The organism is Nocardiopsis sp. TSRI0078 (genome assembly GCF_001905145.1).
In the GTDB taxonomy this organism is placed as follows: Bacteria; Actinomycetota; Actinomycetes; order Streptosporangiales; family Streptosporangiaceae; genus Nocardiopsis.
Genome location: NZ_LWLB01000032.1, coordinates 333,154 through 355,663, shown reverse-complemented (window position 1 = coordinate 355,663; position 22,510 = coordinate 333,154). Strand labels below are relative to the sequence as shown.

The 22,510-nt window shown below is 71.9% G+C and carries 19 protein-coding genes; 6 read left to right on the top strand and 13 right to left on the bottom strand.

Translation table 11 applies throughout. From position 1 onward, the window contains the following. Positions 1-7 precede the first annotated feature (7 nt). The 9 genes from A6A08_RS18665 to hisD form a co-directional block, all read right to left on the bottom strand. A complete protein-coding gene (locus A6A08_RS18665) occupies positions 8-1,864 on the bottom strand; it encodes an ABC transporter ATP-binding protein (RefSeq protein WP_073703891.1) in 1,857 nt (618 codons plus the stop codon). Then, a complete protein-coding gene (locus A6A08_RS18660; RefSeq protein ID WP_073703890.1) occupies positions 1,861-3,876 on the bottom strand; it encodes an ABC transporter ATP-binding protein in 2,016 nt (671 codons plus the stop codon). Before A6A08_RS18660 ends, A6A08_RS18665 begins: the two co-directional genes overlap by 4 nt. Positions 3,877-4,262: 386 nt before the next feature. Then, a complete protein-coding gene (hisF, locus tag A6A08_RS18655) occupies positions 4,263-5,036 on the bottom strand; it encodes an imidazole glycerol phosphate synthase subunit HisF (protein WP_073703889.1) in 774 nt (257 codons plus the stop codon). Then, entirely contained in the window at positions 5,033-5,794 is a 762-nt protein-coding gene (priA, locus tag A6A08_RS18650; protein ID WP_073703888.1) for a bifunctional 1-(5-phosphoribosyl)-5-((5-phosphoribosylamino)methylideneamino)imidazole-4-carboxamide isomerase/phosphoribosylanthranilate isomerase PriA, read from the bottom strand. The genes hisF and priA overlap by 4 nt, the downstream gene beginning before the upstream one ends. Before the next feature lie 76 nt (positions 5,795-5,870). Continuing rightward, positions 5,871-6,530 carry an imidazole glycerol phosphate synthase subunit HisH gene (hisH, locus tag A6A08_RS18645; RefSeq protein ID WP_073703887.1) on the bottom strand — a complete coding sequence of 220 codons (660 nt, stop codon included), beginning with the start codon at positions 6,528-6,530 and terminating at the stop codon, positions 5,871-5,873. Between the two features lie 16 nt (positions 6,531-6,546). Beyond that, positions 6,547-6,708 carry a hypothetical protein gene (locus A6A08_RS28295; RefSeq protein WP_199866978.1) on the bottom strand — a complete coding sequence of 54 codons (162 nt, stop codon included), beginning with the start codon at positions 6,706-6,708 and terminating at the stop codon, positions 6,547-6,549. Beyond that, the gene (gene hisB / locus A6A08_RS18640) at positions 6,709-7,302 is read right to left on the bottom strand and encodes an imidazoleglycerol-phosphate dehydratase HisB (RefSeq protein ID WP_073703886.1); all 594 of its coding nucleotides are present in this window, start codon (positions 7,300-7,302) and stop codon (positions 6,709-6,711) included. Positions 7,303-7,396: 94 nt separating this feature from the next. Then, on the bottom strand, positions 7,397-8,479 hold the full coding sequence (locus tag A6A08_RS18635; RefSeq protein WP_073703885.1) for a histidinol-phosphate transaminase: 1,083 nt from the start codon (positions 8,477-8,479) through the stop codon (positions 7,397-7,399). 104 nt (positions 8,480-8,583) lie between these two features. Then, entirely contained in the window at positions 8,584-9,879 is a 1,296-nt protein-coding gene (gene hisD, locus A6A08_RS18630; protein WP_199866977.1) for a histidinol dehydrogenase, read from the bottom strand. 248 nt (positions 9,880-10,127) lie between these two features. Here hisD and A6A08_RS18625 point away from each other — a divergent pair, with 248 nt between their 5' ends. The 4 genes from A6A08_RS18625 (at position 10,128) to A6A08_RS18610 (ending at position 14,340) form a co-directional block, all read left to right on the top strand. Continuing rightward, on the top strand, positions 10,128-10,688 hold the full coding sequence (locus tag A6A08_RS18625) for a ferritin (RefSeq protein WP_073703884.1): 561 nt from the start codon (positions 10,128-10,130) through the stop codon (positions 10,686-10,688). Between the two features lie 210 nt (positions 10,689-10,898). Next, a complete protein-coding gene (locus A6A08_RS18620) occupies positions 10,899-11,675 on the top strand; it encodes an LON peptidase substrate-binding domain-containing protein (RefSeq protein ID WP_073703883.1) in 777 nt (258 codons plus the stop codon). Between the two features lie 206 nt (positions 11,676-11,881). Next, positions 11,882-12,367, top strand: coding sequence for a Cys-tRNA(Pro) deacylase (ybaK, locus tag A6A08_RS18615; protein WP_242422714.1), 486 nt, complete (start codon positions 11,882-11,884; stop codon positions 12,365-12,367). A gap of 104 nt (positions 12,368-12,471) precedes the next feature. Next, positions 12,472-14,340 (top strand): long-chain fatty acid--CoA ligase, encoded by a 1,869-nt coding sequence (locus tag A6A08_RS18610; RefSeq protein ID WP_073703881.1) that lies wholly within the window; start codon positions 12,472-12,474, stop codon positions 14,338-14,340. A gap of 12 nt (positions 14,341-14,352) precedes the next feature. Here the strand turns inward: A6A08_RS18610 and A6A08_RS18605 are convergent, their stop codons facing one another. After that, entirely contained in the window at positions 14,353-15,015 is a 663-nt protein-coding gene (locus tag A6A08_RS18605; protein ID WP_073703880.1) for a hypothetical protein, read from the bottom strand. Positions 15,016-15,095: 80 nt separating this feature from the next. On the opposite strand from A6A08_RS18605, the gene A6A08_RS18600 reads away from it, so the two are divergent. Together A6A08_RS18600 and A6A08_RS18595 are read left to right on the top strand one after the other, a co-directional pair. After that, positions 15,096-15,626, top strand: coding sequence for a DinB family protein (locus A6A08_RS18600; RefSeq protein WP_073703879.1), 531 nt, complete (start codon positions 15,096-15,098; stop codon positions 15,624-15,626). A 130-nt stretch (positions 15,627-15,756) separates the two neighbouring features. Continuing rightward, complete coding sequence (locus tag A6A08_RS18595) at positions 15,757-16,290, top strand: DinB family protein (RefSeq protein WP_073703878.1); 534 nt, start codon at positions 15,757-15,759, stop codon at positions 16,288-16,290. A 169-nt stretch (positions 16,291-16,459) separates the two neighbouring features. Here the strand turns inward: A6A08_RS18595 and A6A08_RS18590 are convergent, their stop codons facing one another. From A6A08_RS18590 to A6A08_RS18575, 3 genes are all read right to left on the bottom strand, one after another. Beyond that, positions 16,460-17,281: a PadR family transcriptional regulator gene (locus A6A08_RS18590; RefSeq protein ID WP_073703877.1), complete on the bottom strand. Its 822-nt coding sequence runs from the start codon at positions 17,279-17,281 to the stop codon at positions 16,460-16,462. Positions 17,282-17,439: 158 nt separating this feature from the next. Then, positions 17,440-21,000: a DNA polymerase III subunit alpha gene (gene dnaE / locus A6A08_RS18585; RefSeq protein ID WP_073703876.1), complete on the bottom strand. Its 3,561-nt coding sequence runs from the start codon at positions 20,998-21,000 to the stop codon at positions 17,440-17,442. Between the two features lie 290 nt (positions 21,001-21,290). After that, entirely contained in the window at positions 21,291-22,472 is a 1,182-nt protein-coding gene (locus A6A08_RS18575) for a globin domain-containing protein (RefSeq protein WP_073703875.1), read from the bottom strand. Positions 22,473-22,510: the final 38 nt, after the last annotated feature.

Sequence of the window (22,510 nt, the reverse complement as noted above, 5' to 3'; positions counted from 1 at the left end):
AGCACGGTCAGGCCGAGGAGGTCACCCAGGAGGCGTACAGGTCGGCGTACACGCCCGGCTGGTCGACCAACTCGGTGTGGGAGCCGCTCTGCACGATGCGCCCGGCGTCGAAGACGAGCACCCGGTCGGCGGCCTCGGCGGTGGACAGGCGGTGCGCGATGGCCACGGAGGTGCGCCCCCGTGTGAGCCGGTCCAGGGCGCGCTGGATGCGCACCTCGGTGTGCGGGTCCACGGCGGAGGTGGCCTCGTCCAGGACCAGCAGGTCCGGGTCGGCGACGTAGGCGCGCACCAGGGCCACCAGCTGCCGCTCCCCCGCCGACAGGGACTCGCCGCGCTGGCCCACCGGGGTGTCGAGACCGTGCGCGAGGGTGTCGAGCCACTCCGACAGTCCCAGTTCGGTGATGGCCGCCTCCAGTTCGGCGTCGGTGCTCTCGGGGCGGGCGAAGCGGATGTTGTCGCTCAGGGAGCTGTCGAAGAGGAAGCCCTCCTGCGGGACCATGACCACCCGGCCGCGCAGGGAGGAGAAGGCCACCTCGCGCAGGTCGACGCCGTCGAGCCGGACGGTGCCCCGGTCGGGGTCCATCAGGCGGGTGAGCAGCTTGACGAAGGTGGTCTTGCCCGATCCGGTCTCCCCCACCACGGCCACCCGGGTGCCGGGGGTGATCTCGACGCTGACGTCGTCCAGGACGACGGGGCCCTCGGGGTAGGAGTAGGTGACCTCCTCGAAGGAGACCCGGACCGCTCCGCGCGGCAGCTCCCGGCCCGCCTCGCCGGGGTCGGCGATGTCGGGGACGGTGTCGAGCACGCCCAGGACGCGGCGCCAGCCGGCGATGGCGTTCTGCGCCTCGTTGAAGATCTCGGTGGCCATCATCATCGGCTGGATGAACAGGGTCATCAGGAACAGGAAGGCGATGAGCTGTCCGGCGGTCAGGTCGCCGTCCAGGCCGAGCCAGACGCCGACGAGGACCACGGCGGTGTTGCCGGCGGCCGCGACGATCTCGGCGAAGGGCGAGACCGCCATGGACAGCCGCTGGGCGCGGACCTGGGAGCGCCGGGTGGCCTGGACGGTGGTGTCGATGCGCTCGGCGGTGCGCCGCTCGATGCCGTGGGCGCGGATGACGGCGGCGCCCGTGACGGTCTCACCGATGACACCGAGCATGTCGCCGGTGTTCTCGCGGACCTTGAGGTAGGCCTTGGAGAGCAGTCTCTGGAGCCAGCGCACGCCGAACAGCAGCGGCAGGAAGCAGATCCACACCACGAGGGTGAGCTGCCAGGAGTAGACCGCCATCAGGGTGGTGGCGACCAGGAGCTGGCCGCTGCTGACCAGCAGGAGCATTCCGCCCCACTGCATGAAGGTGCTGATCTGGTCGACGTCGCTGGTGACCCGGGAGACCAGGGCGCCCTTGCGCTCGCTGTTCTGGGTGAGCACGGACAGGTCGTGCACGTGGCGGAACGCCTTGCGGCGCAGCGTGGCCAGGCCCGACTCGGTGGCCCGGTACAGGCGCACGTTCATCAGGTAGGAGCAGACCATGGTGACCACGAGCAGGGCGGCGCAGACGGTCACCATGCGGGTGACGAAGTCCAGGTCGGGCCCGTCGGGGCCGGAGAGTCCGTTGTCGATGATCTGCTGGACGGCGACGGGCACGATGACCTTGCCCGCGGTGGCCACGACCGCGAAGACCAGGGTGAGCCACAGTCCCCGTGCGAACTCCGGGGAGAGTTTGAGGCCGCGCCTGAGCGTGTCCATCGCGCCGTCGGAGGAGCGGTGCAGGGACAGGGCCGGGTCGGCGCCGCCGCCCTCCTGCCCCTGCCGCGCGCCGGGGCCGATCCGCTGCTCGGCGCGGGACTGGGCGGGTGCGCTCATCGGCTGGTCTCCTCGGTGGCGTCGCTGCGTCGGGCGGATTCGGGCGGCCCGGGGTCCTCGGGGAGGGGGGCGCGCTCGGCCTCGTTCTCGGCGGAGGCGCGCTCGTAGGCGGTGACGAGCCTGGTGTAGCCGGGGGATGTGGTGAGCAGTTCCTCGTGGGTGCCGCGGGCCAGGACGCGCCCCCGTTCCATGTAGACGACCTCGTCGGCGAGTTCGATGGTGGCGCGCCGGTAGGCGACCACGACCACGGTGGCGGCGCCGTCGCGTTCGCGCAGGCCCGCGAGGATCTGTGCCTCGATCTGCGGGTCGACGGCGGAGGTGGCGTCGTCCATGATGAGCAGCCGGGGACGGCGCACGATGGCGCGGGCCAGGGCCAGGCGCTGGCGCTGGCCGCCGGAGAGGGTGGTGCCCTTCTCCCCGAGCCGGGCGTCGAGCCCACCGTCCAGTTCGCCGACGAAGCCGTCGGCGCGGGCCAGGCGCAGGGCGGCCCAGACCTGGTCGTCGCCGATGTCGGCGCCCAGGGTGATGTTGTCGCGGACGGTGTCCTCGAACACGAAGGTGCCCTGGGGCACCAGGGCGGCGTGTCGGGGGATCTGGTCGCGCCGCAGGTCGCGTACGTCGGTCCCGTCGAGGGTGACGGTGCCCGAGTCGGCGTCGACCAGGCGCATGAGCACGGTGGTGAGCGTGGACTTGCCCGCGCCGGTGGGGCCGACCAGGGCGACGGTGCGTCCGGGGGCGATGTCCAGGTCCACGCCGTTGAGGACGGTGGTGCGGGCGGTCGCGGCCCCGCCGTCCATCAGGTCGCGTCCGCCGCCGTCGGCGTCGTAGGCGTCGGCGTAGGAGAAGGTGACGCCGCGGGCGCTCAGGGCGATGCCGGTCGGGGTGTCCTCCAGGGTCCGGTCGCCGTACTCCATGGCGCCGCCCGAGTTCAGGACGGACTGGACGCGGTCCCAGCCCACGACGCTGCGGGGCAGGTCGCCGAGGATCCAGCCGAAGGAGCGGATGGGCAGGGCCAGCAGGGTGAACAGGTAGGCGATCTGGACGAGGCCGCCGGGGTCGATGGCGCCGGTGGACAGCCGCCACATGCCCAGGAGCAGGACGGCGAGCACGCCGAAGTTGGGCAGGGCCTCCATGACGGGGTCGAACATCGAGCGCATCCGGCCGACCTGGATGAGGGCGTCGCGCAGGCGGTGGGCGGCGTGGGTGAAGCGTTCGGTCTCGGTGTCCTCGCGGCCGAGGGTCTTGACGACCAGGGCGCCGTCGAAGGACTCGTGGGCGACGCCGCTGACCTCGGCGCGCAGGGCCTGGGCGCGGGAGGCCATGGGTGAGACGCGGCGCTGGAAGACGACGTTGGCGGCGGCCAGGACGGGGAAGACGACGAAGGCGACCAGGGCGAGCACCGGGTCGGTGGTGACCATGGCGACGGCGGAGATGGCCAGCATGAAGACGCTGCCGACCGCCATGGGCAGCGGGGCGAGCGGCTGCCAGGCCGCCTCGACGTCGGCGTTGGCGTTGGACAGCAGCTGTCCGGTGGCGTGGCGGTGGTGCCAGGACAGGGGGAGGCCGAGGTACTTGCGGGCGACGGCGCGGCGGTAGCGGGCCTGCATGCGGAACTGCATGAGCGCGGCGAGCATGCGGCGCATGGCGATGCCGGTCGCCTTGCCGAGTCCGACCGCCATGAGCAGCGCCGCGGCGGCGAGGAGGGCGGCCGCGGTGGTGGTGCCCTGCTCGAAGGCGGGGAGGATGGTGGCGTCGGTGAGGTGGCCGAGCACGGAGGCGGAGCCGACGTTGACGGCGGCGTGGAGCATGGCGCCGACGACGGCGACGAGGAAGATCCACGGCTCGGTGCGGATGGCGGTCCCCAGCACGCGCATCCCCCGGCCGAAGACGCCGGTGTGCGCGTCCGCAGCGGGCCGTTTCCGGGGATCGGCGTCCCCGCCGCCCTCCCCCGGGCCGGAGGGGGCCGTGCTTCCTTCCGTCTGCGGATCCCTGGTGCTCGTGCCCTGCGCCATGCGCTCCCCGTTCTGTTCCCTGGCCGGGGCAGGCCCGGCGCAGCCCGACAGGCGCACGGAGGCTCCCGGGCATGCCGGGGAGCCGTGGAGTGCGCGCGTCCTGTCAACCTATCCAGCGGCACCGACAGGTTCCACCGGATTGTTTCAGCGCCGGACGCGGCGGTGCTATTCCGTCCAGTTCCGGGGCGTGGCGGGGCCGGTTCCGGCCAGCGGGTGCGGTCCTGGCGGCCGGCCGGGTCCTGGGAGGCGTCGGGACCGGGGACCCCCTCGGCGGCGGGCGCCGGTGCCGCGCGGGGGGACGCGCTCGTCCGTCCTCCCGCACGTGGGGACGGTGTGCCGGGTCCTCCCGCGAACGGTTCCGTTCGCGGGAGGACTCGGCGACGTGCTCAGCGGACGGGGTGGCCCGCCTCGCGCAGGCTCTTCTTGACGTCGGCGATGGTGAACTCCCCGAAGTGGAAGACCGTCGCGGCCAGCACCGCGTCCGCGCCCGCCTCCACCGCCGGGGCGAAGTGCTCCACGGCCCCCGCGCCGCCGGAGGCGATCAGCGGCAGCTCCACACGGGCGCGTACCGCGCGGATCAGCTCCAGGTCGAAGCCCGCCTTGGTGCCGTCCGCGTCCATCGAGTTGAGCAGGATCTCTCCCGCCCCCAGCTCGGCGGCGCGCTCGCACCACTCCAGGGCGTCGGTCCCCGTGCCCCGGCGTCCGCCGTGGGTGGTGACCTCGAACCCGCTCGGGGTCGGCCTGTCGTCGGGGCGGACCCTGCGCACGTCGGCGGAGAGCACCAGCACCTGGCGGCCGAAGCGCTCGGCGATCTCCCCGATGAGCTCGGGGCGGGCGATCGCCGCGGTGTTCACGCCCACCTTGTCCGCGCCCGCGCGCAGCAGCCTGTTCACGTCGTCGGTGGTGCGCACGCCGCCGCCCACGGTCAGCGGGATGAACACCTGGTCGGCGGTGCGGCGCACCACGTCGTAGGTGGTCTCCCGGTCGCCGCTGGAGGCGGTGACGTCCAGGAAGGTGAGCTCGTCGGCGCCGTCGGCGTCGTAGGTGCCCGCCAGCTCCACGGGGTCGCCCGCGTCGCGCAGGTTCTCGAAGTTGACGCCCTTGACCACCCGTCCGGCGTCCACGTCCAGGCAGGGGATGACGCGTACCGCCACGCTCACTGGTCCGCTCCCTTCGTCTCGCGCACCGCGGCCAGGGCGTCCTGCAGGGTGAAGGCGCCCTCGTACAGGGCGGTGCCCATGATGGCGCCCTCCACGCCCAGCGGCACCAGTGTGGCGATCGCCCGCAGGTCGTCCAGGCTGGACACGCCGCCGCTGGCCACCACCGGCTTGTCGGTGCGCTCGCACACGGTGCGCAGCAGGTCCAGGTTGGGGCCCTTGAGGGTGCCGTCCTTGTTGACGTCGGTGACGACGTAGCGGGCGCAGCCCTCCGACTCCAGGCGCTCCAGGGTCTGGAAGAGGTCTCCGCCCTCGCGGGTCCAGCCGCGCGCGGCCAGGGTCGTGCCGCGCACGTCCAGGCCGATCGCGATCCGGTCGCCGTACTCGGCGATGATCCTGGCGCACCACTCGGGGTTCTCCAGTGCGGCGGTGCCGATGTTGACCCGCCTGCACCCGGTGGACAGGGCGGCGGCCAGCGACTCGTCGTCGCGGATGCCGCCGGACATCTCCACCTTCACGTCGAGGCGTCCGACGATGTCGCGCAGCAGGTCGCGGTTGTGGCCGCGGCCGAACGCGGCGTCCAGGTCCACCAGGTGGATCCACTCGGCGCCGGCGTCCTGCCAGGCCGTGGCCGCCTCGAAGGGGTCGCCGTACTGCCCGCCCGAGCCCGCCCTTCCCTGGACGAGCTGGACGGCCTGGCCTCCGGCCACGTCCACGGCGGGCAGCAGTTCGAGTACGGGGGTGGTGGTCTCGCCGGTCATGGGTCCTTCTCGTCTTCGTTCGGGGAGGCGTTGGTCGGCAAATCGTGCAGGCGCGGCCGGACAGGCCGGCGTCCCCCTAGAGGGTGTCGACCCAGTTGGCCAGGATGCGGGCACCCGCGTCGCCGGACTTCTCCGGGTGGAACTGGGTGGCCCACAGGGGCCCGTTCTCGACGGCGGCCACGAACGGCTCGCCGTGTTCGGCCCAGGTCACCTTGGGCGGGGCGATGCGCTCGTTGGCGGAGACGAACTCCCAGTCGCGCACGGCGTAGGAGTGCACGAAGTAGAAGCGGTCCGCCGGGTCGATCCCGGCGAAGAGCCGGGTGTCCTCGGGCGGGCGGACGGTGTTCCAGCCCATGTGCGGCACGATGGGCGCGCGCAGGCGCTCCACGGTGCCGGGCCACTCGCCGCAGCCCTCGGTCACCTCGGTTCCGGCCTCGGCGCCGGGGTCGGCGCTCTCCACCCCCTTGTCGAAGAGCACCTGCATGCCCACGCAGATGCCCAGGACCGGGCGGCCCCCGGCCACGCGCCTGCCGATGATCCGGTCGCCGCCCGCGGCTCTGAGGCTGGACATGCAGGCGCTGAAGGCGCCCACGCCCGGGACGAGGAGGCCGTCGGCGTCCAGGGCGGCGTGCGGGTCGGAGGTGACGGTGACGTCGGCGCCGGTGCGCTCCATGGCGCGCTGTGCCGAGCGCAGGTTTCCGGAGCCGTAGTCGAAGACGACCACACGTGAGGCCATGAAGCTGCCCTTCCTCTTAGAAGTAGCCCAGTCGGAGCACACCGGAGGCCGCCGCGAGCGCCGCGCACGCGCCCAGGGCGACGGCGAGGGCCCGGTTGGCCCTCCACACCGTGTAGGCGCCTCCGCCGAGGAAGCCTCCCAGCACGACGAGGAGTATGCCCCACAGGTCGGTGTCCATCTACAGCGCACCCTTGGTCGAGGGGATTCCGCTGACGCGCGGGTCGTTCTCGGTGGCGGCGCGCAGGGCGCGGGCCAGTGCCTTGAACTGGCACTCGACGATGTGGTGGGCGTTGCGGCCGTAGGGCACGTGGACGTGCAGGGCCACGCGGGCCTGGGCCACGAACGACTCCAGGATGTGGCGGGTCATGGTGGTGTCGTAGTCGCGGCCGATCACCGGGGCCATCCCCTCGGGCTCGCTGTGCACCAGGTAGGGGCGCCCGGAGACGTCGACGGTCACCTCGGCCAGGGCCTCGTCCAGGGGCACCTTGACGTCGGCGAAGCGGCGGATGCCGCGCTTGTCTCCCAGGGCCTCGCGGAAGGCGGCGCCCAGGGCCAGGGCGGTGTCCTCCATGGTGTGGTGGGAGTCGATGTGCAGGTCGCCCTCGGTGCGCACGGTGAGGTCGAACAGGCCGTGCTTGGAGAGCTGGTCGAGCATGTGGTCGAAGAAGCCGACGCCGGTGGAGACGTCGGAGACGCCGGTGCCGTCCAGGTCGATCTCGACCAGGACCTTGGTTTCCTTGGTGGCGCGCTCGACGCGTCCGGTGCGACTCATGGCGGCCTCACTCTCTCGGTGGTGTGGTGGTTGCCGGGCGCGGGCGGGGCGGGTCCGCGCCGGCCCGGTGGCGTTGCGGGCGGTGGTCCGCGGTTCAGCGCCCGGTGGCGTGGAGCAGGGCCCGGCGGAAGGCGTCCATCTCGTCGGAGGTGCCGACGGTGACGCGCAGCCAGCCGGGCGGGCCGGTCTCGCGGATGAGGACCTGCTGGTCGAGCATGTCCTGCCACACCTTGGTGCGGTCCTCGAACTCGCCGAACATGACGAAGTTGGCGTCGGAGTCGGCGACGGAGAAGTCCCGTGCGCGCAGCCACGCGACCAGGGAGTCGCGTTCGGCGCGCAGGTCGGCGACGGCGGCGAGGAGTTCGTCGGCATGGTCGAGCGCGGTGAGCGCGACCGTCTGGGTGACGGCGGACAGGTGGTAGGGCAGGCGGACCAGCTGGAGGGCCTCGACCACGGCCGGGTGGGCGGCCAGGTAGCCCACGCGCGCCCCGGCCAGGGCGAAGGCCTTGGACATGGTGCGCGAGACGATCAGCGTGGGGTGGTCGGGCAACAGGCCCAGGGCGCTGGGGGTGCCCTCGCGGCGGAACTCGGCGTAGGCCTCGTCCACGACCACGACCCCGGGGGCGGCCCGGATGACGCGCTCGATGTCGGCGATGTCCAGGGCGGTGCCGGTGGGGTTGTTGGGCGAGGTGAGGAAGACGACGCTGGGCCGGTGCTCGGCGATCGCGTCGAGGGCGGCGTCCATGTCGACGCGGAAGTCGGCGCCGCGCGGTACGGGGGCCCAGGCGGTCCCGGTGCCCCGGGAGATGATCGGGTGCATCGAGTAGGACGGCTCGAAGCCCATCGCGACGCGCCCGGGCCCGCCGAAGGCCTGGAGGATCTGCTGGAGGACCTCGTTGGAGCCGTTGGCGGCCCACACCCGGTCGGCGGTCAGGCCGTGGCCGAGGTAGGCGGCCAGGCCCTCCCGCAGGCGGACCGCGTCCCGGTCGGGGTAGCGGTTGAGGCCCAGGGCGGTGTCGGCGACCGCCTCGGCCAGGGCCTTGGCCAGGCGCGGCGAGGGCGGGTGCGGGTTCTCGTTGGTGTTGAGCACCACCGGGACGTCCAGCTGCGGCGCGCCGTAGGGCGAGCGGCCGCGCAGGTCGTCGCGTAGGGGCAGGTCATTCAGGGTGAAGCTCACGGTTCCACGCTCATGGTCGGTTGTGGGCGGCGGGCGTGCCTCCCCGGCCGGTGTGGCCGGGGCCGCGGCGCGCCCGGTTCCCGCCGGGCTGGCTGGCCGTCGGTTCAGGCCTGGTCCGTGCGCGCGGCGACGGCCTCACCGTGCGCGGGCAGGTCCTCGGCGTTGGCCAGGGTGATGACGTGGTGGGCGACGTCGGCCAGCGCGTCACGGTCGTACTCGACGATGTGCACCCCGCGCAGGAAGGTCTGCACGCTCAGGCCGCCGGTGTGGCAGGCGCAGCCGCCGGTGGGCAGTACGTGGTTGGACCCGGCGGCGTAGTCGCCGAGGGAGACCGGCGAGAAGTCGCCGACGAAGACCGCGCCCGCGTTGCGCACGCGCGCGGCCCACGCGGCGGCGTCGGCGGTCATGATCTCCAGGTGCTCGGCGGCGTAGGCGTTGACGACGGCGAGGCCGTGGTCGAGGTCGTCGACCAGGGCGATGCCGGACTGCGGGCCGGAGAGTGCCTCGCGGACGCGGTCGCTGTGCTTGGTGGCCTCCACGCGGACGGCGAGGCGCTGGGTGACCGCCTCGGCCAGGGCCTCGTCCGGGGTGACCAGGACGGAGGCGGCGACGACGTCGTGCTCGGCCTGGCTGACCAGGTCGGCGGCGACGTAGTCGGCGTTGGCGGTGGCATCGGCGAGGATCGCGATCTCGGTGGGGCCGGCCTCGGCGTCGATACCGATGACGCCCTTGAGCAGGCGCTTGGCCGCGGCCACCCAGATGTTGCCGGGGCCGGTGACCATGTCGGTGCGCTCGCAGGGGCCCGCGCCGTGGGCGAACATGGCCACGGCCTGGGCGCCGCCGACGGCGTAGACCTCGTCGACGCCGAGCAGGGCGCAGGCGGCGAGGATGGTCGGGTGCGGCAGCCCGCCGAACTCGCTCTGGGGCGGTGAGGCCACCGCCAGGGAGCGCACCCCCGCCTCCTGGGCGGGGACGGCGTTCATGACGACGCTGGAGGGGTAGACGGCCCGGCCGCCCGGTACGTAGAGGCCGACGCGGTCGACGGGGATCCACTTCTCGGTGACGGTGCCGCCGGGCACGACCCGGGTGGTGTGGTCGGTGCGGCGCTGATCGCGGTGTACCGCGCGGGCCCGGCGGATGGACTCCTCCAGCGCGGCGCGCACGGAGGGGTCGAGGTCGGCCAGGGCGGCGTCGATCGCGGCCTTGGGGACGCGGATGTCGGTCAGGCGCACGCCGTCGAAGCGTTCGGTGAGTTCGATCAGCGCCTCGACCCCGCGATGGCGTACGTCCTCGCAGAGGGGACGTACGCGCTCGACGGCGGCCGCCACGTCCAGTTCCGCACGGGGAAGGGCCTGGCGGGGGTCGCCCTGGGTGCCTCGGAGGTCGATTCGACTGATCACGGTCCCAGTCTAGGGGGAGGTTCCCATTCCGTGGGTGGTGGTGTCCGGATGATGGACACCACACCGGCGCCACCGGCGGGTACACGCCTTCCGGGCATCGGCGAGCAGAGTGCGACAAAGAGCCCCATTAAGCGTCGCCTAAGTTTGGGACACCTAACCTTATTAATCTTCAGAAAGGCTTGCCTAACAAATTCAGGGGACACTTCGGGAGTTTCACAAAAAGCTTTTTTATGCGTTATCGTGGGGCCATGACTTCGAGCAAGAGCAGCGATATCGGCCTTTCCAAGTTCCACCGTCTCCTGGTCGACCAGGTGCGGCACGAGTTCACGGCCTCCCACCAGTACGTGGCCATCGCCGCCTGGTTCGACGATCAGGACCTGCCCCAGTTGGCGCGGGTCTTCTACGAGCAGTCATTGGAGGAGCGCGACCACGCGATGATGATCGTGCGGTTCCTCCTCGACAACGACGTTTCCTTCGCCCTGCCGGGCGTGGACGAGATCGAGACCGATTTCTTCGCCACCCGCGACCTGGTCGCCCTGGCCCTGCGCCAGGAGCGCGAGGTGACCGACCAGTTCCACCGCCTGGCCAAGGTCGCCCGCGACGAGGACGACTACACCGGTGAGCAGTTCCTGCAGTGGTTCATCCAGGAGCAGACCGAGGAGGTCGCCAAGATGTCCACTCTGCTCAACGTGGTGGACCGCTCCAACGGCAACCTGTTCGACGTGGAGACCTTCGTCGCCCGCGACATGCCCAGCGAGGACAACGGCAGCCAGGGCGCTCCCGGCACCGCAGGCCCCTCCGTCTCCTGAGGGGTTGGACCACGGGCCGCCTCCGGGCGGCCACTCCCGCGGCCCGGGGCCCGGGCGCCCGTTCCAAGAGGGGGGAACGCGGGCGCCGGCCCCGGGCCGCCCTTCGCGCGGGAGGCCGCGGAGGGGTTCTCCGCGCCCCCTCCGCGGTAAATCCGTGTCGGGGCGCGCCGCCGGCGCCCGCGTTCCCGGCATGAGGGGCATACTGGGAGCATGCCCTTGGCCCTGCCCATCTTCCCGTTGAACACCGTGCTCTTCCCCGGCATGACCGTTCCCCTGCACATCTTCGAGCGGCGGTACCGCCGCCTGGTCTCGGAGCTGCTCGGACCCACCCTCGCCCAGGGCGAGCTGACCGGCCCCGACCGCGGGCCGCGCCGGTTCGGGGTGGTGTGGATCGAGCTGGGCCACGAGGTGGCCGCCGAGTCCGGGCAGAGCGCCGAGGGCGCGGAGACCGGGGTCCCCGTCACCGGCGGCCCCGGGACCTCGCTGCCCCGGGTGAGCTCGATCGGGTGCACCGCGCTGGTCCGCGACGTGCGCACCTACGAGGACGGCCGCTACGACCTGGTCGTGGAGGGCGGCGCGCGGTTCGCCGTCACCGAACTGACCGAGGTGGACGCCGCCTCGCCGGAGGAGTACTCGACCGCGTCGGTGGCCCTCCTGCCCGAGCCGCTGGGCCCGGACGTCGAGGAGCACGCCGAGCGGGTGAGGGACCTGTTCGCGACCTACTCCCAGCGCCTGGCCTCGATCGGGATGTCGCCGGACGCCTCCCCGGAGCTGCCCAAGGACCCCATCGCGCTGTCCTACAGCGTGGCCGCGTCCACGGTCCTGGACCAGGCGGAGAAGCAGCGGCTGCTGGAGGCGGAGGACGCCGCGACGCGGCTGGCCGTCACCGCCCGGTTCCTGCGCCGGGAGAACCGCATCGTGGCCGCTCCCACACTGCCCAACCTTCCCGCGGGCCCCTTCCTCGACAACGGCGTCTCGTTCAACTGAGGACGTCGCGGACACGGGCCGAAGGTCCCGACCTCGGGGCCGGGCAGCGAAAACACCACCTTTCCCGCACGTCCCCTCACGCACTCGCGGCTCCGGTCACCTAGCCTGCTGTGCGAACCGGTGCGGCGTGCCCGGGGTCCCGATCCGGGCGTGTTCATAACGCACGCACCAGCGCGTTCACGCGCAGGAGAGGAACCAGGTACTCGATGAGCGCAAAAGCCACACCCGCGACCGTGGCCGCGGGGCGGACCAAGACCACGTACACACTGCACCCCTATGAGGCCGACGGTGCGTCGGACGGGCACTCCTACGGCACCGTCGCCGCCGACGCGCTGGGCGTTCCCCGCGAGCACGTCTTCAAGACGCTGATCGCCGAGGTGGACGGGCGGCTCATCGTGGGGGTCGTCCCCGTCAGCACCACGCTCGACCTCAAGGCGCTGGCCGCGGCGGTCGGCGGCAAGAGGGCCGCCATGGCCGACCCGGCCCTGGCCGAGAAGGCCACCGGCTACGTGCGCGGCGGGATCAGCCCGCTGGGCCAGCGCAAGCGGCTGCGCACCGTGATCGACGCCTCGGTGACCGCCCTGCCCACGGTCTACGTCTCGGCCGGGCGGCGGGGGCTGCAGATGGAACTGAAGCCGCAGGACCTGATCAAGCTCACCGAGGCGGTCACCGCGCCGATCGGCTCCCCCTGACCCGGGCCGCGGGCACGGGCGGGGCCGGCGGGGCGTCGGGAACCCTCCGGGAGAGCCGTACACCGGTTGTTGCCGGTCCATCTACCCAAGAGTAGTTTTGTGACATGGGCAACACTGATTCCCCCTTCCAGTCGGTCCCCGGAATGTTCCTCTCCCGCGTCGCCGAGTCCGGTGACGCCGAGGCCTTCAGCTACCCCCTCCCCGATCCGGGCGGCGCCCGGGAGGAGTGGCAGACCCTCACCTGGTCCCAGACCCGTGACCGCGTGCGCGACCTCGCGCTGGGCCTGCACTCCCTGGGGGTGACCTCCCAGGCCCGGTGCGCGATCGCCTCCAGCACCCGGATCGAGTGGATCCTCGCCGACATGGCCGTGCTGTGCGCGGGCGGCGCCTCCACGACCATCTATCCCTCCTCCACCCCGCCCGACTGCGCCTACATCGTCTCCGACTCCGGCAGCATGGTGGCCTTCGCCGAGAACGACGAGCAGGTCGCCAAGCTGGTCGACCAGCGTGCCCAGATGCCCGGCCTGTCCAGGGTGATCGCCTTCGAGGGCGCCGCGGGCGGTGACGACGGCTGGGTGATGACCCTCGACGAACTGGCGGACGCGGGCGCCGCGCTGCACGCCGAGCAGCCCGACCTGTTCGAGAAGCTGGTGGCGGGCGTGCGGCCCGACCACCTGGCCACGCTGATCTACACCTCCGGCACCACCGGCAGACCCAAGGGCGTGCGCCTGGACCACGCGAACTGGCTCTACGAGGCCCGGGCCATGGAGGAGCTGGACGCCGAGCTGCGCCAGCGGGGCTGGGACCTCATGGGCATCGACGACGTGCAGTACCTGTGGCTGCCGCTGGCGCACGTCTTCGGCAAGGTCATGCAGGTCAGCCAGCTGCGGATCGGGTTCAAGACCGCGGTGGACGGCCGGGTCGACAGGATCGTGCAGAACCTGGCCGTCGTGCGGCCCACCTTCATGGCCGCCGCCCCGCGCATCTTCGAGAAGGTCTACAACCGGGTGGTCGTGCAGGCCAAGGAGGGCGGTGCGGCCAAGTACCGGATCTTCCGGTGGGCCATGGGCGTGGGAGACCGGGTCGCGCGCCTGAAGGAGGAGGGCCGGGAGCCCACCGGCCTGCTGGCCGTCCAGTACAGGATCGCCGACAGGCTCGTGTTCGCCAGGCTGCGGGCGCTCTTCGGCGGGCGGCTGAAGTTCCTCATCTCCGGCAGCGCGCCGCTGTCCCCCGACATCGGGCGGTTCTTCTACGGGGCCGGGATCACCATCCTGGAGGGGTACGGGCTCACCGAGACCAGCGCCGGAACGTTCGTCAACCGGCCCGGCGACATCAGGTTCGGCACGGTCGGGCTGCCCATGCCGGGCACGGAGGTCAAGATCGCCGAGGACGGGGAGGTCCTCATCCGCGGCGGCGGCGTGATGCGCGGCTACCACAACCTGTCCGGCGCCACCGAGGAGGTGCTCACCGAGGACGGCTGGTTCGCCACCGGCGACATCGGTGTCCTGGAGGGCGGGCGCCTGCGCATCACCGACCGCAAGAAGGAGCTGATCAAGACCTCCGGCGGAAAGTACGTGGCGCCGCAGACCATCGAGAGCCGCTTCAAGGCGCTGTGCCCCTACGTGAGCAACCTGGTGGTGCACGGCGACCGGCGCCCCTACTGCGTGGCGCTGGTGGCCCTGGACCCCGAGGCCATCGACGCGTGGGCTGCCGACAACGGCCTGGGCGAGCTGGACTACGCGGGCCTGACCCGCGAGCCGAAGGTCAGGGAGATGGTGCAGGAGGCCGTCGACGAGCTCAACAGGGACCTGCCCCGGCACGAGACCGTCAAGAGGTTCGCGATCCTGCCCAACGACCTGACGGTGGAGGAGGGCGAGATCACGCCCAGTCTCAAGATGCGGCGGCGGGCGGTGGAGAACAAGTACCGGGACCTGCTCGACGGCATGTACGAGGACACCGTCCAGACCCTGTGAGGCGGCGCGGGGTCAGCGGGGAGGGTCCTCCGGCCGCGCCTGCTCCTCGGCGGCGGCCGGCCGGGCGGGCGGTGCCTGGCCGGAGTGCGGGTCGGCCTCCCCCGCGTCCGTGTCCGCCGGGTCCGGTCCGGGCACGCCGGGCTGGTCGCGGCGCACGAGGCTGATCGCGTCGAGCAGCCCGTACTGCAGGACGAACATCAACGGCCAGATCAGCAGGAAGGCGGTCGCGTCGAGCTGGAGCCCGGTCCGGACGGTGGCGCCGGGGTCGGCGGCGGCGACGGCGTCGTGCGCCGGGCCGTCCAGGGCCACTCCGAGGCGCCAGGTGAGCAGCGCGCCTCCCAGCGAGCCCAGGCAGCCCGCGACCAGGCAGACCATACGCAGGTCCTGGAAGCGGCGGCGGGCCAGCGGGAACTGGACCATGTAGGCGGTGTAGCCGGTGGCCAGCCCCGCCAGGCCGGTCATGAGGACGAAGTAGCCCTCCCCCGCGAACACGGCCTCGGTGGTGCCGGTGAAGACCTCGCCCCCGCCCAGGGCGGTGCCCTCCGCCCGGGGCGCGATCTGCCACCACAGGGGACCCAGGAGCGCGCCCAGCAGGAGCAGGGCTCCGAGGACGCACACCCCCGCCGTCAGCTGGCGCCGCACCGCCGACGTGTCCGACCGGTTCTGGTCCGCCATCTCCCCCACTCTCTCCGCCCCGTCCCGGCCTGCGGGAAAACCAGTGGATACGGGGCACGGCCGGAACGGAGAATACCGGCATGAGTGACAAGAACGGTCCCCTGGCCGCCCCCGTGCTCCGGCGTGTCGACCCGCCCATGGCCGCCGACGAGCGCACCATGCTCACCACGTGGCTGGACTGGCACCGCGCCACGGTCCACGCCAAGTGCGCCGGGCTGTCCCCGGACCTGTCCGCGGCGGCGCCGCTGCCGACCTCCCCGCTGATGACGGTGGGCGGTGTGGTGTGCCACCTGCGCTGGGTGGAGGCGTTCTGGTTCGAGGCCGTGATGCTCAACCAACCGGACCGGGCCCCCTACGGTGAGGAGGACCCGGACGCCGAGTGGCGCCTGGGCGCGGAGCTGCCGCTGGGCCGGCTGCTCGACGAGTACGAGGAGCAGTGCGCCCGCTCGCGCGAGATCACCGCCAAGCTGGAACTGGGCTCGGGCGCACGGCGCACCCGCCCCCATCCGACCCTGCGCTGGGTGCTGGTACACATGATCGAGGAGACCGCCCGCCACAACGGCCACCTGGACGTGCTGCGCGAACTCGCCGACGGCACCACCGGCGAATGACCGTCCGGGCACGTCGCGGGTGGCGCGGAGCGCGGTCCGCCGGCGCCCGTGCCGGCCTTCCTGACACACCGGGTGGACGAGATCGGCAAAACCGGTGGATGCGGGAACCCGTGCCCGGGAGAATGCCCGGATGAGTGATGAGAACGCATCCACGCCCGTGCCCGGCCGCGTGGACCCGCCCAAGTCGGCCGACGAGCGCACGATGCTCACCACGTGGCTGGAGTGGCACCGCGCCACGGTCCACGCCAAGTGCGCCGGGCTGTCCGCCGAACACGCCACCGCGACGCCCCTGCCGACGTCGCCGCTGATGAGCGTGGGCGCCATCGTGTCCCATCTGCGGTGGGTGGAGCACGCCTGGTTCGAGATGGTCCTGATGGGGCTGCCCGATCAGGGCTACGCCACTCCGCAGGATCCGGACGCCGAGTGGCGCCGGGGCGGGGAGGTCCCCCTGGACCGGCTGCTCGACGAGTACGAGGACCAGTGCGCCCGCTCGCGCGAGATCACCGCCAAGCTGGAGCTGGACGCCGTGGCGGCGAGCGCGCGACGGAACGAGGAGTCCACCACGCTGCGCTGGGTGCTGGTGCACATGATCGAGGAGACCGCCCGCCACAACGGCCACCTGGACCTTCTGCGCGAACTCGCCGACGGCACCACCGGCGTGTAGCCGCGGCGCGCCCGGCCGCCGGCACGAGTGTGCTCAGGGGGCCGGGCGGAACCGGCTCCTTCGGCCGCGTCACCGACGTGCACGGGATGCGGCACGCCGGGGCGGCGCACACTCCTGACACGCGCCGGCGCCCGCGGACGGGTGCGTCCGCGGGCGCCGGCGGTGCGGTTCAGAGCTCGGCTTCGCCGTCCCCGTCTCCGGAGCCCCCGTCCTCCTCGGCGAGGATCAGGTACAGACCCCGCCTGGTCTCGGCCAGGAGGCGCTTGGCGCGCTCCAGCTGCTCGGCGCTGCCCGCCTGGGCGACCTGCGCCGCGGCGGCGGTGAGCTGGTAGGCCAGCGTGCCGACCTCCTCGTACCGGGAGCGGCTGTCGGCGTAGGCGTCGGCGACCGCCTCCCAGGGCGGGGTGAGGTCGGCGCCGTGCTCCTCCAGGTGGGCGATGCCCTCCTCGGTGAGCTTGTAGGGGCGCCGCCGCCCCTCACCCGTCTGCTGGGCGACCAGGCCCTCGTCCTCCAGCTGCTGGAGCATGGGGTAGACGGAGCCGGGGCTGGGCCGCCACATGCCGCCGCTGCGGTCGCGCCCCTCGCGGATGATCTCGTACCCGCTGCGCGGTTCCTCGGCGAGCAGCAGCAGGATGCCGGTGCGCACGTCGCCCCGCTTGGCACGGTACCCGCTCCCGCGCCGGCCTCCGCCGCGTCCGCCCCGGGGACCGAAGCCCCCGCCGGGGCCGAAGCCGCCGCCGGGGCCGAAGCCGCCGAACTGCTGACCGGGCCCGGGGGGCCCGCCTCCCCACGGCGGGACTCCGGGCGGCATGGGGGGCTCGGGTGGAACCGATCCGAACTCAGCCCACCCACCGCCGCGCCCGCGACCGCGGTACTCGGGGCCGCGGCGCTCGGGGCGGCCGCCTCCGAGGCGCCGGCCCCAGGGGCCGCGCACACGACGCGGGCTGTTCGCGTCCCAGGACCAGGGGCCGGGAAGTGCCATGGCACTCATGGTGTTCTCCTTCTCAACTAGCGATATCAAGAGACTGTCATTCTCTGTTCTGATAGCTCAAAGATATATCGATAAATTTCCGAAGGCAAGCCCCGAGCACGAAGAAGGTCCCCGGACGCCCTTCACGGGGCGCCCGGGGACCAGGAGGACGGGGCAGATCAGTAGTCGACCGCGTAGGCCCCCAGCAGGCTCTTCACCTCACCGTTGAACTCCGGGGAGATCCGCACCGAGTAGCGGTCCACGGCGTAGATCCTGGACCGGACCGGGTTGTCCACCCGGATCCGTACCGGGGTCTCCCCCTTGTGCGTGGACAGCACCTGGCGCAGGTCACCGATCAGCTCGGGGGTCAGCCGCTTCTCGTCCACGGTCAGCAGCACCGGCGGCTCGCCCTCGGTGATGTGCGAGATGTCCAGGATCGACATCTCGGAGGCGAACATCGACCACGTGCCGTCCCGGTCGTTCAACCGGCCCTTGACGGTGACCGCGGTGTCCTCCAGCAGGGCCTCCACGTACAGCGGGTAGGTCTTGGGGAAGAACAGGACCTCCATGCTGGCGTCCAGGTCCTCCACCGTGGCGATCGCCCACTGGTTGCCCGCCTTGTTGGTGCGCTTGTCCACCTTGGAGATCAGCCCGGCGATGCGCACCTCGCCGCGCTCGCGGGCCAGCTCACCGGCCACGATCTGCGCGATGGAGGTGTCGCGCGAGCGCGCCAGCACGCGTTCGGCGCCGGCCAGCGGGTGGCTGGACACGTACAGGCCCAGCATCTCCCGTTCGAAGGAGAGCTTGGTCTTGCGGTCCCACTCCTCGTCGCCCCAGTTGATGTTGAGGCCGATCGGGGCGGAGTCGCCCTCGTCCGCGCCGCCGAACAGGTCGAACTGGCCGTGCGCCTCCTGCTTCTTGGAGCTGATCATGCCCTCGACCGCCGTCTCGTGGTGGCGGTACAGCTCACGGCGCGGCTGGCCGAGGGAGTCGAACGCGCCCGCCTTGATCAGCGACTCGATGACGCGCTTGTTGCAGGCCGCCAGCTCGATCTTGGACAGGAAGTCGGTGAAGGAGGTGTACCTGCCCTTCTCCGTGCGGGTCCTGATGATCGAGTTGACCACGTTGGCGCCGACGTTGCGGACGGCGCCCATGCCGAAGCGGATGTCCTTGCCGACCGGGGTGAAGCGCAGACCCGAGTCGTTGACGTCCGGCGGCAGCACCTTGATGCCCTGGGTGCGGCATTCGGCCAGATAGACCGCCATCTTGTCCTTGTCGTCGCTGACCGAGGTCAGCAGCGCGGCCATGTAGGCGGCGGGGTGGTTGGCCTTGAGGTAGGCGGTCCAGTAGGAGACCAGCGCGTACCCGGCGGCGTGCGACTTGTTGAACGCGTACCCGGCGAAGGGGAGCATGACGTCCCACAGGGCCTGGACCGCCTCCTTGGAGAAGCCGCGCTCCATGGCGCCGGGGAAGAACTTGGCCTCCTCCTCCTCCAGGGCCTCCTTCTTCTTCTTGCCCATCGCGCGGCGCATCAGGTCCGCGCCGCCCAGCGTGTACCCGGCCAGCTGCTGGGCGATGGCCATGATCTGCTCCTGGTAGACGAGCAGGTGGAAGGTCTCCCCCAGGATCGGGTCCAGGGCCTCCTTGAGCTCCGGGTGGATCGGGGTGATCTCCTGGCGCCCGTTCGAGCGGTCCGCGTAGTCGTTGTGCGCGTTGGCGGCCATCGGGCCGGGCCGGTACAGCGACAGCACGGCCGCGATGTCACCGAACTTCTTGGGTTCCATCCGCTTGAGCAGGTTGCGCATGGCGCCGCCGTCCAGCTGGAACACGCCCAGGGTGTCGCCGCGTGAGAGCAGCTGGTAGGTCTTCTTGTCGTCCAGGGGCAGCTTCCCCAGGTCGATGTCGATCCCCTCGGACTCCTTGATGCTCTTGACCGCGTCGTCCATGATCGTCAGGTTGCGCAGGCCCAGGAAGTCCATCTTGAGCAGTCCCATGTCCTCGCACTGAGGGTAGGGAAAGCCGGTGATGATGGCGCCGTCGGTGTCGCGCTTGTGCAGCGGGATGACGTCGAGCAGGGGTTCCTTGGACAGGATGACGCCCGCGGCGTGCACGCCGGTGCCGCGGGTCAGGCCCTCGATACCCCGTGCGGTCTCCATGACCTTGTTGACCTGCGGGTCGTTCTCGACGAGGTTGCGCAGCTCCGTGGTCTCGCTGTAGCGCTCGTGCTCGGGGTTGGACACCGCCTCCAGCGGGATCTCCTTGCCGCCCACGGCGGCGGGGAAGGCCTTGGTGATCTGGTCCCCCACCGAGTAGGGCATGCCGAGGATACGGGTGGAGTCCTTGACGGCGGCCTTGGCCTTGATGGTGCCGAAGGTGAGGATCTGCGCGACGCGCTCGTCGCCGTACAGGCGGGTGACGTACTCGATCATCTCCCCGCGCCGACGCTCGTCGAAGTCCAGGTCGACATCGGGCATGGTCACGCGCTCGGGGTTGAGGAAGCGCTCGAACAGCAGGCCGTGCTCCAGCGGGTCCAGGTCGGTGATGCCCAGGACGTAGGCGACCATCGATCCGGCGGCCGAGCCGCGGCCCGGCCCGAGCGCGATCCCGTTCTTGCGCGCGTACTGGCAGATGTCGGCGACCACGAGGAAGTAGGCGGGAAAACCCATCTCGTTGATGATGCCCAGCTCGAACTCGACCCGCCTGCGGACCTCGTCGCCCGCCCCGTCCGGGTAGCGCGTGGGGAGCAGCCGCTCGATCTCCTTGGCCAGCCAGGAGGACTGGGTCTCCCCCTCGGGCACGGGGAAGACCGGCATCAGGTCGCGGTGCGCGAACACCGAGTCGTAGGCCCCCGGGTCGATGCGCTCGGCGATGAGCAGGGTGTTCTTGCAGCCCTGCTGCCACTCGTCGAAGTTGAGGAGACCGCGCATCTCGTCCGCGCTCTTGAGGTAGTAGCCCGAGCCGTTGAACCGGAAGCGGGTGGGGTCGTCCAGGTTCTTGCCCACGCCCACCGCCAGCAGGGCGTCGTGCGCGGAGGCCTGGGACTCGTAGACGTAGTGGGAGTCGTTGGTGACCAGCGGCGGGATGTTCAGCTCGCGGCCGACCCTGAGCAGGCCGTCGCGGACCTCCTTCTCGATGGGCACGCCGTGGTCCATCAGCTCCAGGAAGACGTTGTCCCTGCCGAAGATGTCCTGGAGCCTGCCCGCGTACTCGATGGCCTCCTTCTCCTGCCCCAGCCGCAGCCGCGTCTGCACGCCGCCCGAGGGGCAGCCGGTGCTGACGATGACGCCCTCGCTGTGCTCGGCCATCAGGTCCAGGTCCATGCGGGGCTTCATGTAGTAGCCCTCCATGGACGCCAGGGACGACATCCTGAAGAGGTTGCGCAGCCCGGTCTCGTTCTCCGCCAGCATCGTCATGTGCAGGTAGCGCCCGCCGCCGGAGATGTCCTTGCCGCCCTCGGCCGACGCGTCGTCGGATCCGCTGGCCCGCCCCCAGAAGACCCGCTTCTTGTGGAAGCGCGACTCGGGTGCGACGTAGGCCTCGATGCCGATGATCGGCTTGACCCCCGAGCCCTTGGACTGCTGGTAGAACTCGTACGCCCCGAACATGTTGCCGTGGTCGGTCATGGCGACCGCGGGCATGCCCAGCCTCGACGCCTCCTTGAACAGGGGCTTCAGCTTCGCGGCCCCGTCGAGCATCGAGTACTCGGTGTGGACGTGCAGATGGGCGAAGGAGTCGGCCATGGCTAGGGTGCCCCCATGAGGGTCGGTGGACGGGTGGTAACTCCTGAGCCTACGACTTTCCCGGCCGTTCCGCTGACGCCTGTGGACGGCCGTCCGGCACCGCGTGGCCGGGCACGGACGGCCACCGGAGCGTTAGCAGCACCGAGTCCTCCTCCGCGACCCAGGAGTGGTCGAGGCCACGCCCCCACACGACGTGGTCGCCCCGCTGTTCCAGGACGACCTCGCGGCCTTCCCCGGGGCGGGCCCGGACCGCGAAGGCGGGACCGGCCCGGCCCCGAAGGCGGACCGGGTCAGTCGGTGCCCAGCCACAGGTCGGGGCCGAACACCTCGTAGCGGACGAGGCGGGCGGGCACGCCGGCCCCGAGCAGCTGGGCGCGCACGTCGCGCATGAACGGCAGCGGCCCGCACAGGTAGGCCTCGGCGCCCCGGGGGATCTCCACCCCGCTCAGGTCCATCCGCCCCCGGCCGTCGTCGCCGCCGGTCTCGTACCAGAACCGTGAGGTCGCGTTGGGGAGCGCGTCGACCAGGGCGCGGATCTCGTCCCGGTGGGCGTGGTCGCGCGGGCTGCGGTCGGCGTGCAGCACGAGGACGCGGCGCCCGCTGCGCCGTCCGGCGAGCCGGCCGAGCATGGCGACCATCGGTGTGCAGCCGATCCCGGCCGAGGCCATCACGAGGGGGTGGTCGCCGTCGGACAGGGTCACGTCGCCCGCCGGGACGGACACCATGACGGTGTCTCCGGGGACGGCGGTGTCGTGCAGCAGGGTGGAGACCTCGCCCGCGGGGTTCGCCCCGGCGCGCAGGCGCTTGACGGTGATGCGGCGGCGCCTGCCCTCGCCGCCGGTCAGGGAGTACTGGCGGGCCTGGCGGACGCCGTCGGGCATGCGGACGCGGACGCTGACGTACTGGCCGGGCCGGAAGGCGGGGACGGGGTCCCCGTCCTCGGGTTCGAGGGTCAGGCAGACGGTGTCGGGGGTCTGCTCGCGGCGCTCGGCGACCCGCCAGGGGCGCCAGACCTCCTGGCCCGTGCGCCCGTGGCCGGCGTACAGGCGCGCCTCCGCCGCGATGAGGGCTCCCGCCATGAGCCAGTACACCTCGTCCCAGGCCCCGACGACCTCGGGGGTGGCCGCGTCGCCGAGGGTGTGGGCGATGGCGGCGAAGAGGTACTTGTGCACGACCACGTACTGGTCCTCGGTGACCCCGAGGGAGACGTGCTTGTGGGCGATACGGGAGAGGAGGGCGTCGGGGCGCTCGTCCGGGCGTTCGAGGAGCATCGTGGCGAAGGCGGCGATCGATCCGGCCAGGGCCGCGCGCTGCTCGCCGGAGGCCTGGTTGCCCCGGTTGAACATGCCGTCGAGGAGTTCGGGCCGGTCGCCGAGCATCGTCTCGTAGAACCGGGCGGTGACGGTGTCCAGGGCCTCGGCCACGACGGGGAGGGTGGACCGTACCGCGGCGGCGGACTCGGTGGAGAGCATGGGGGCTCCTTGGTGGGGAAACCTGTCCCGGGACAGAT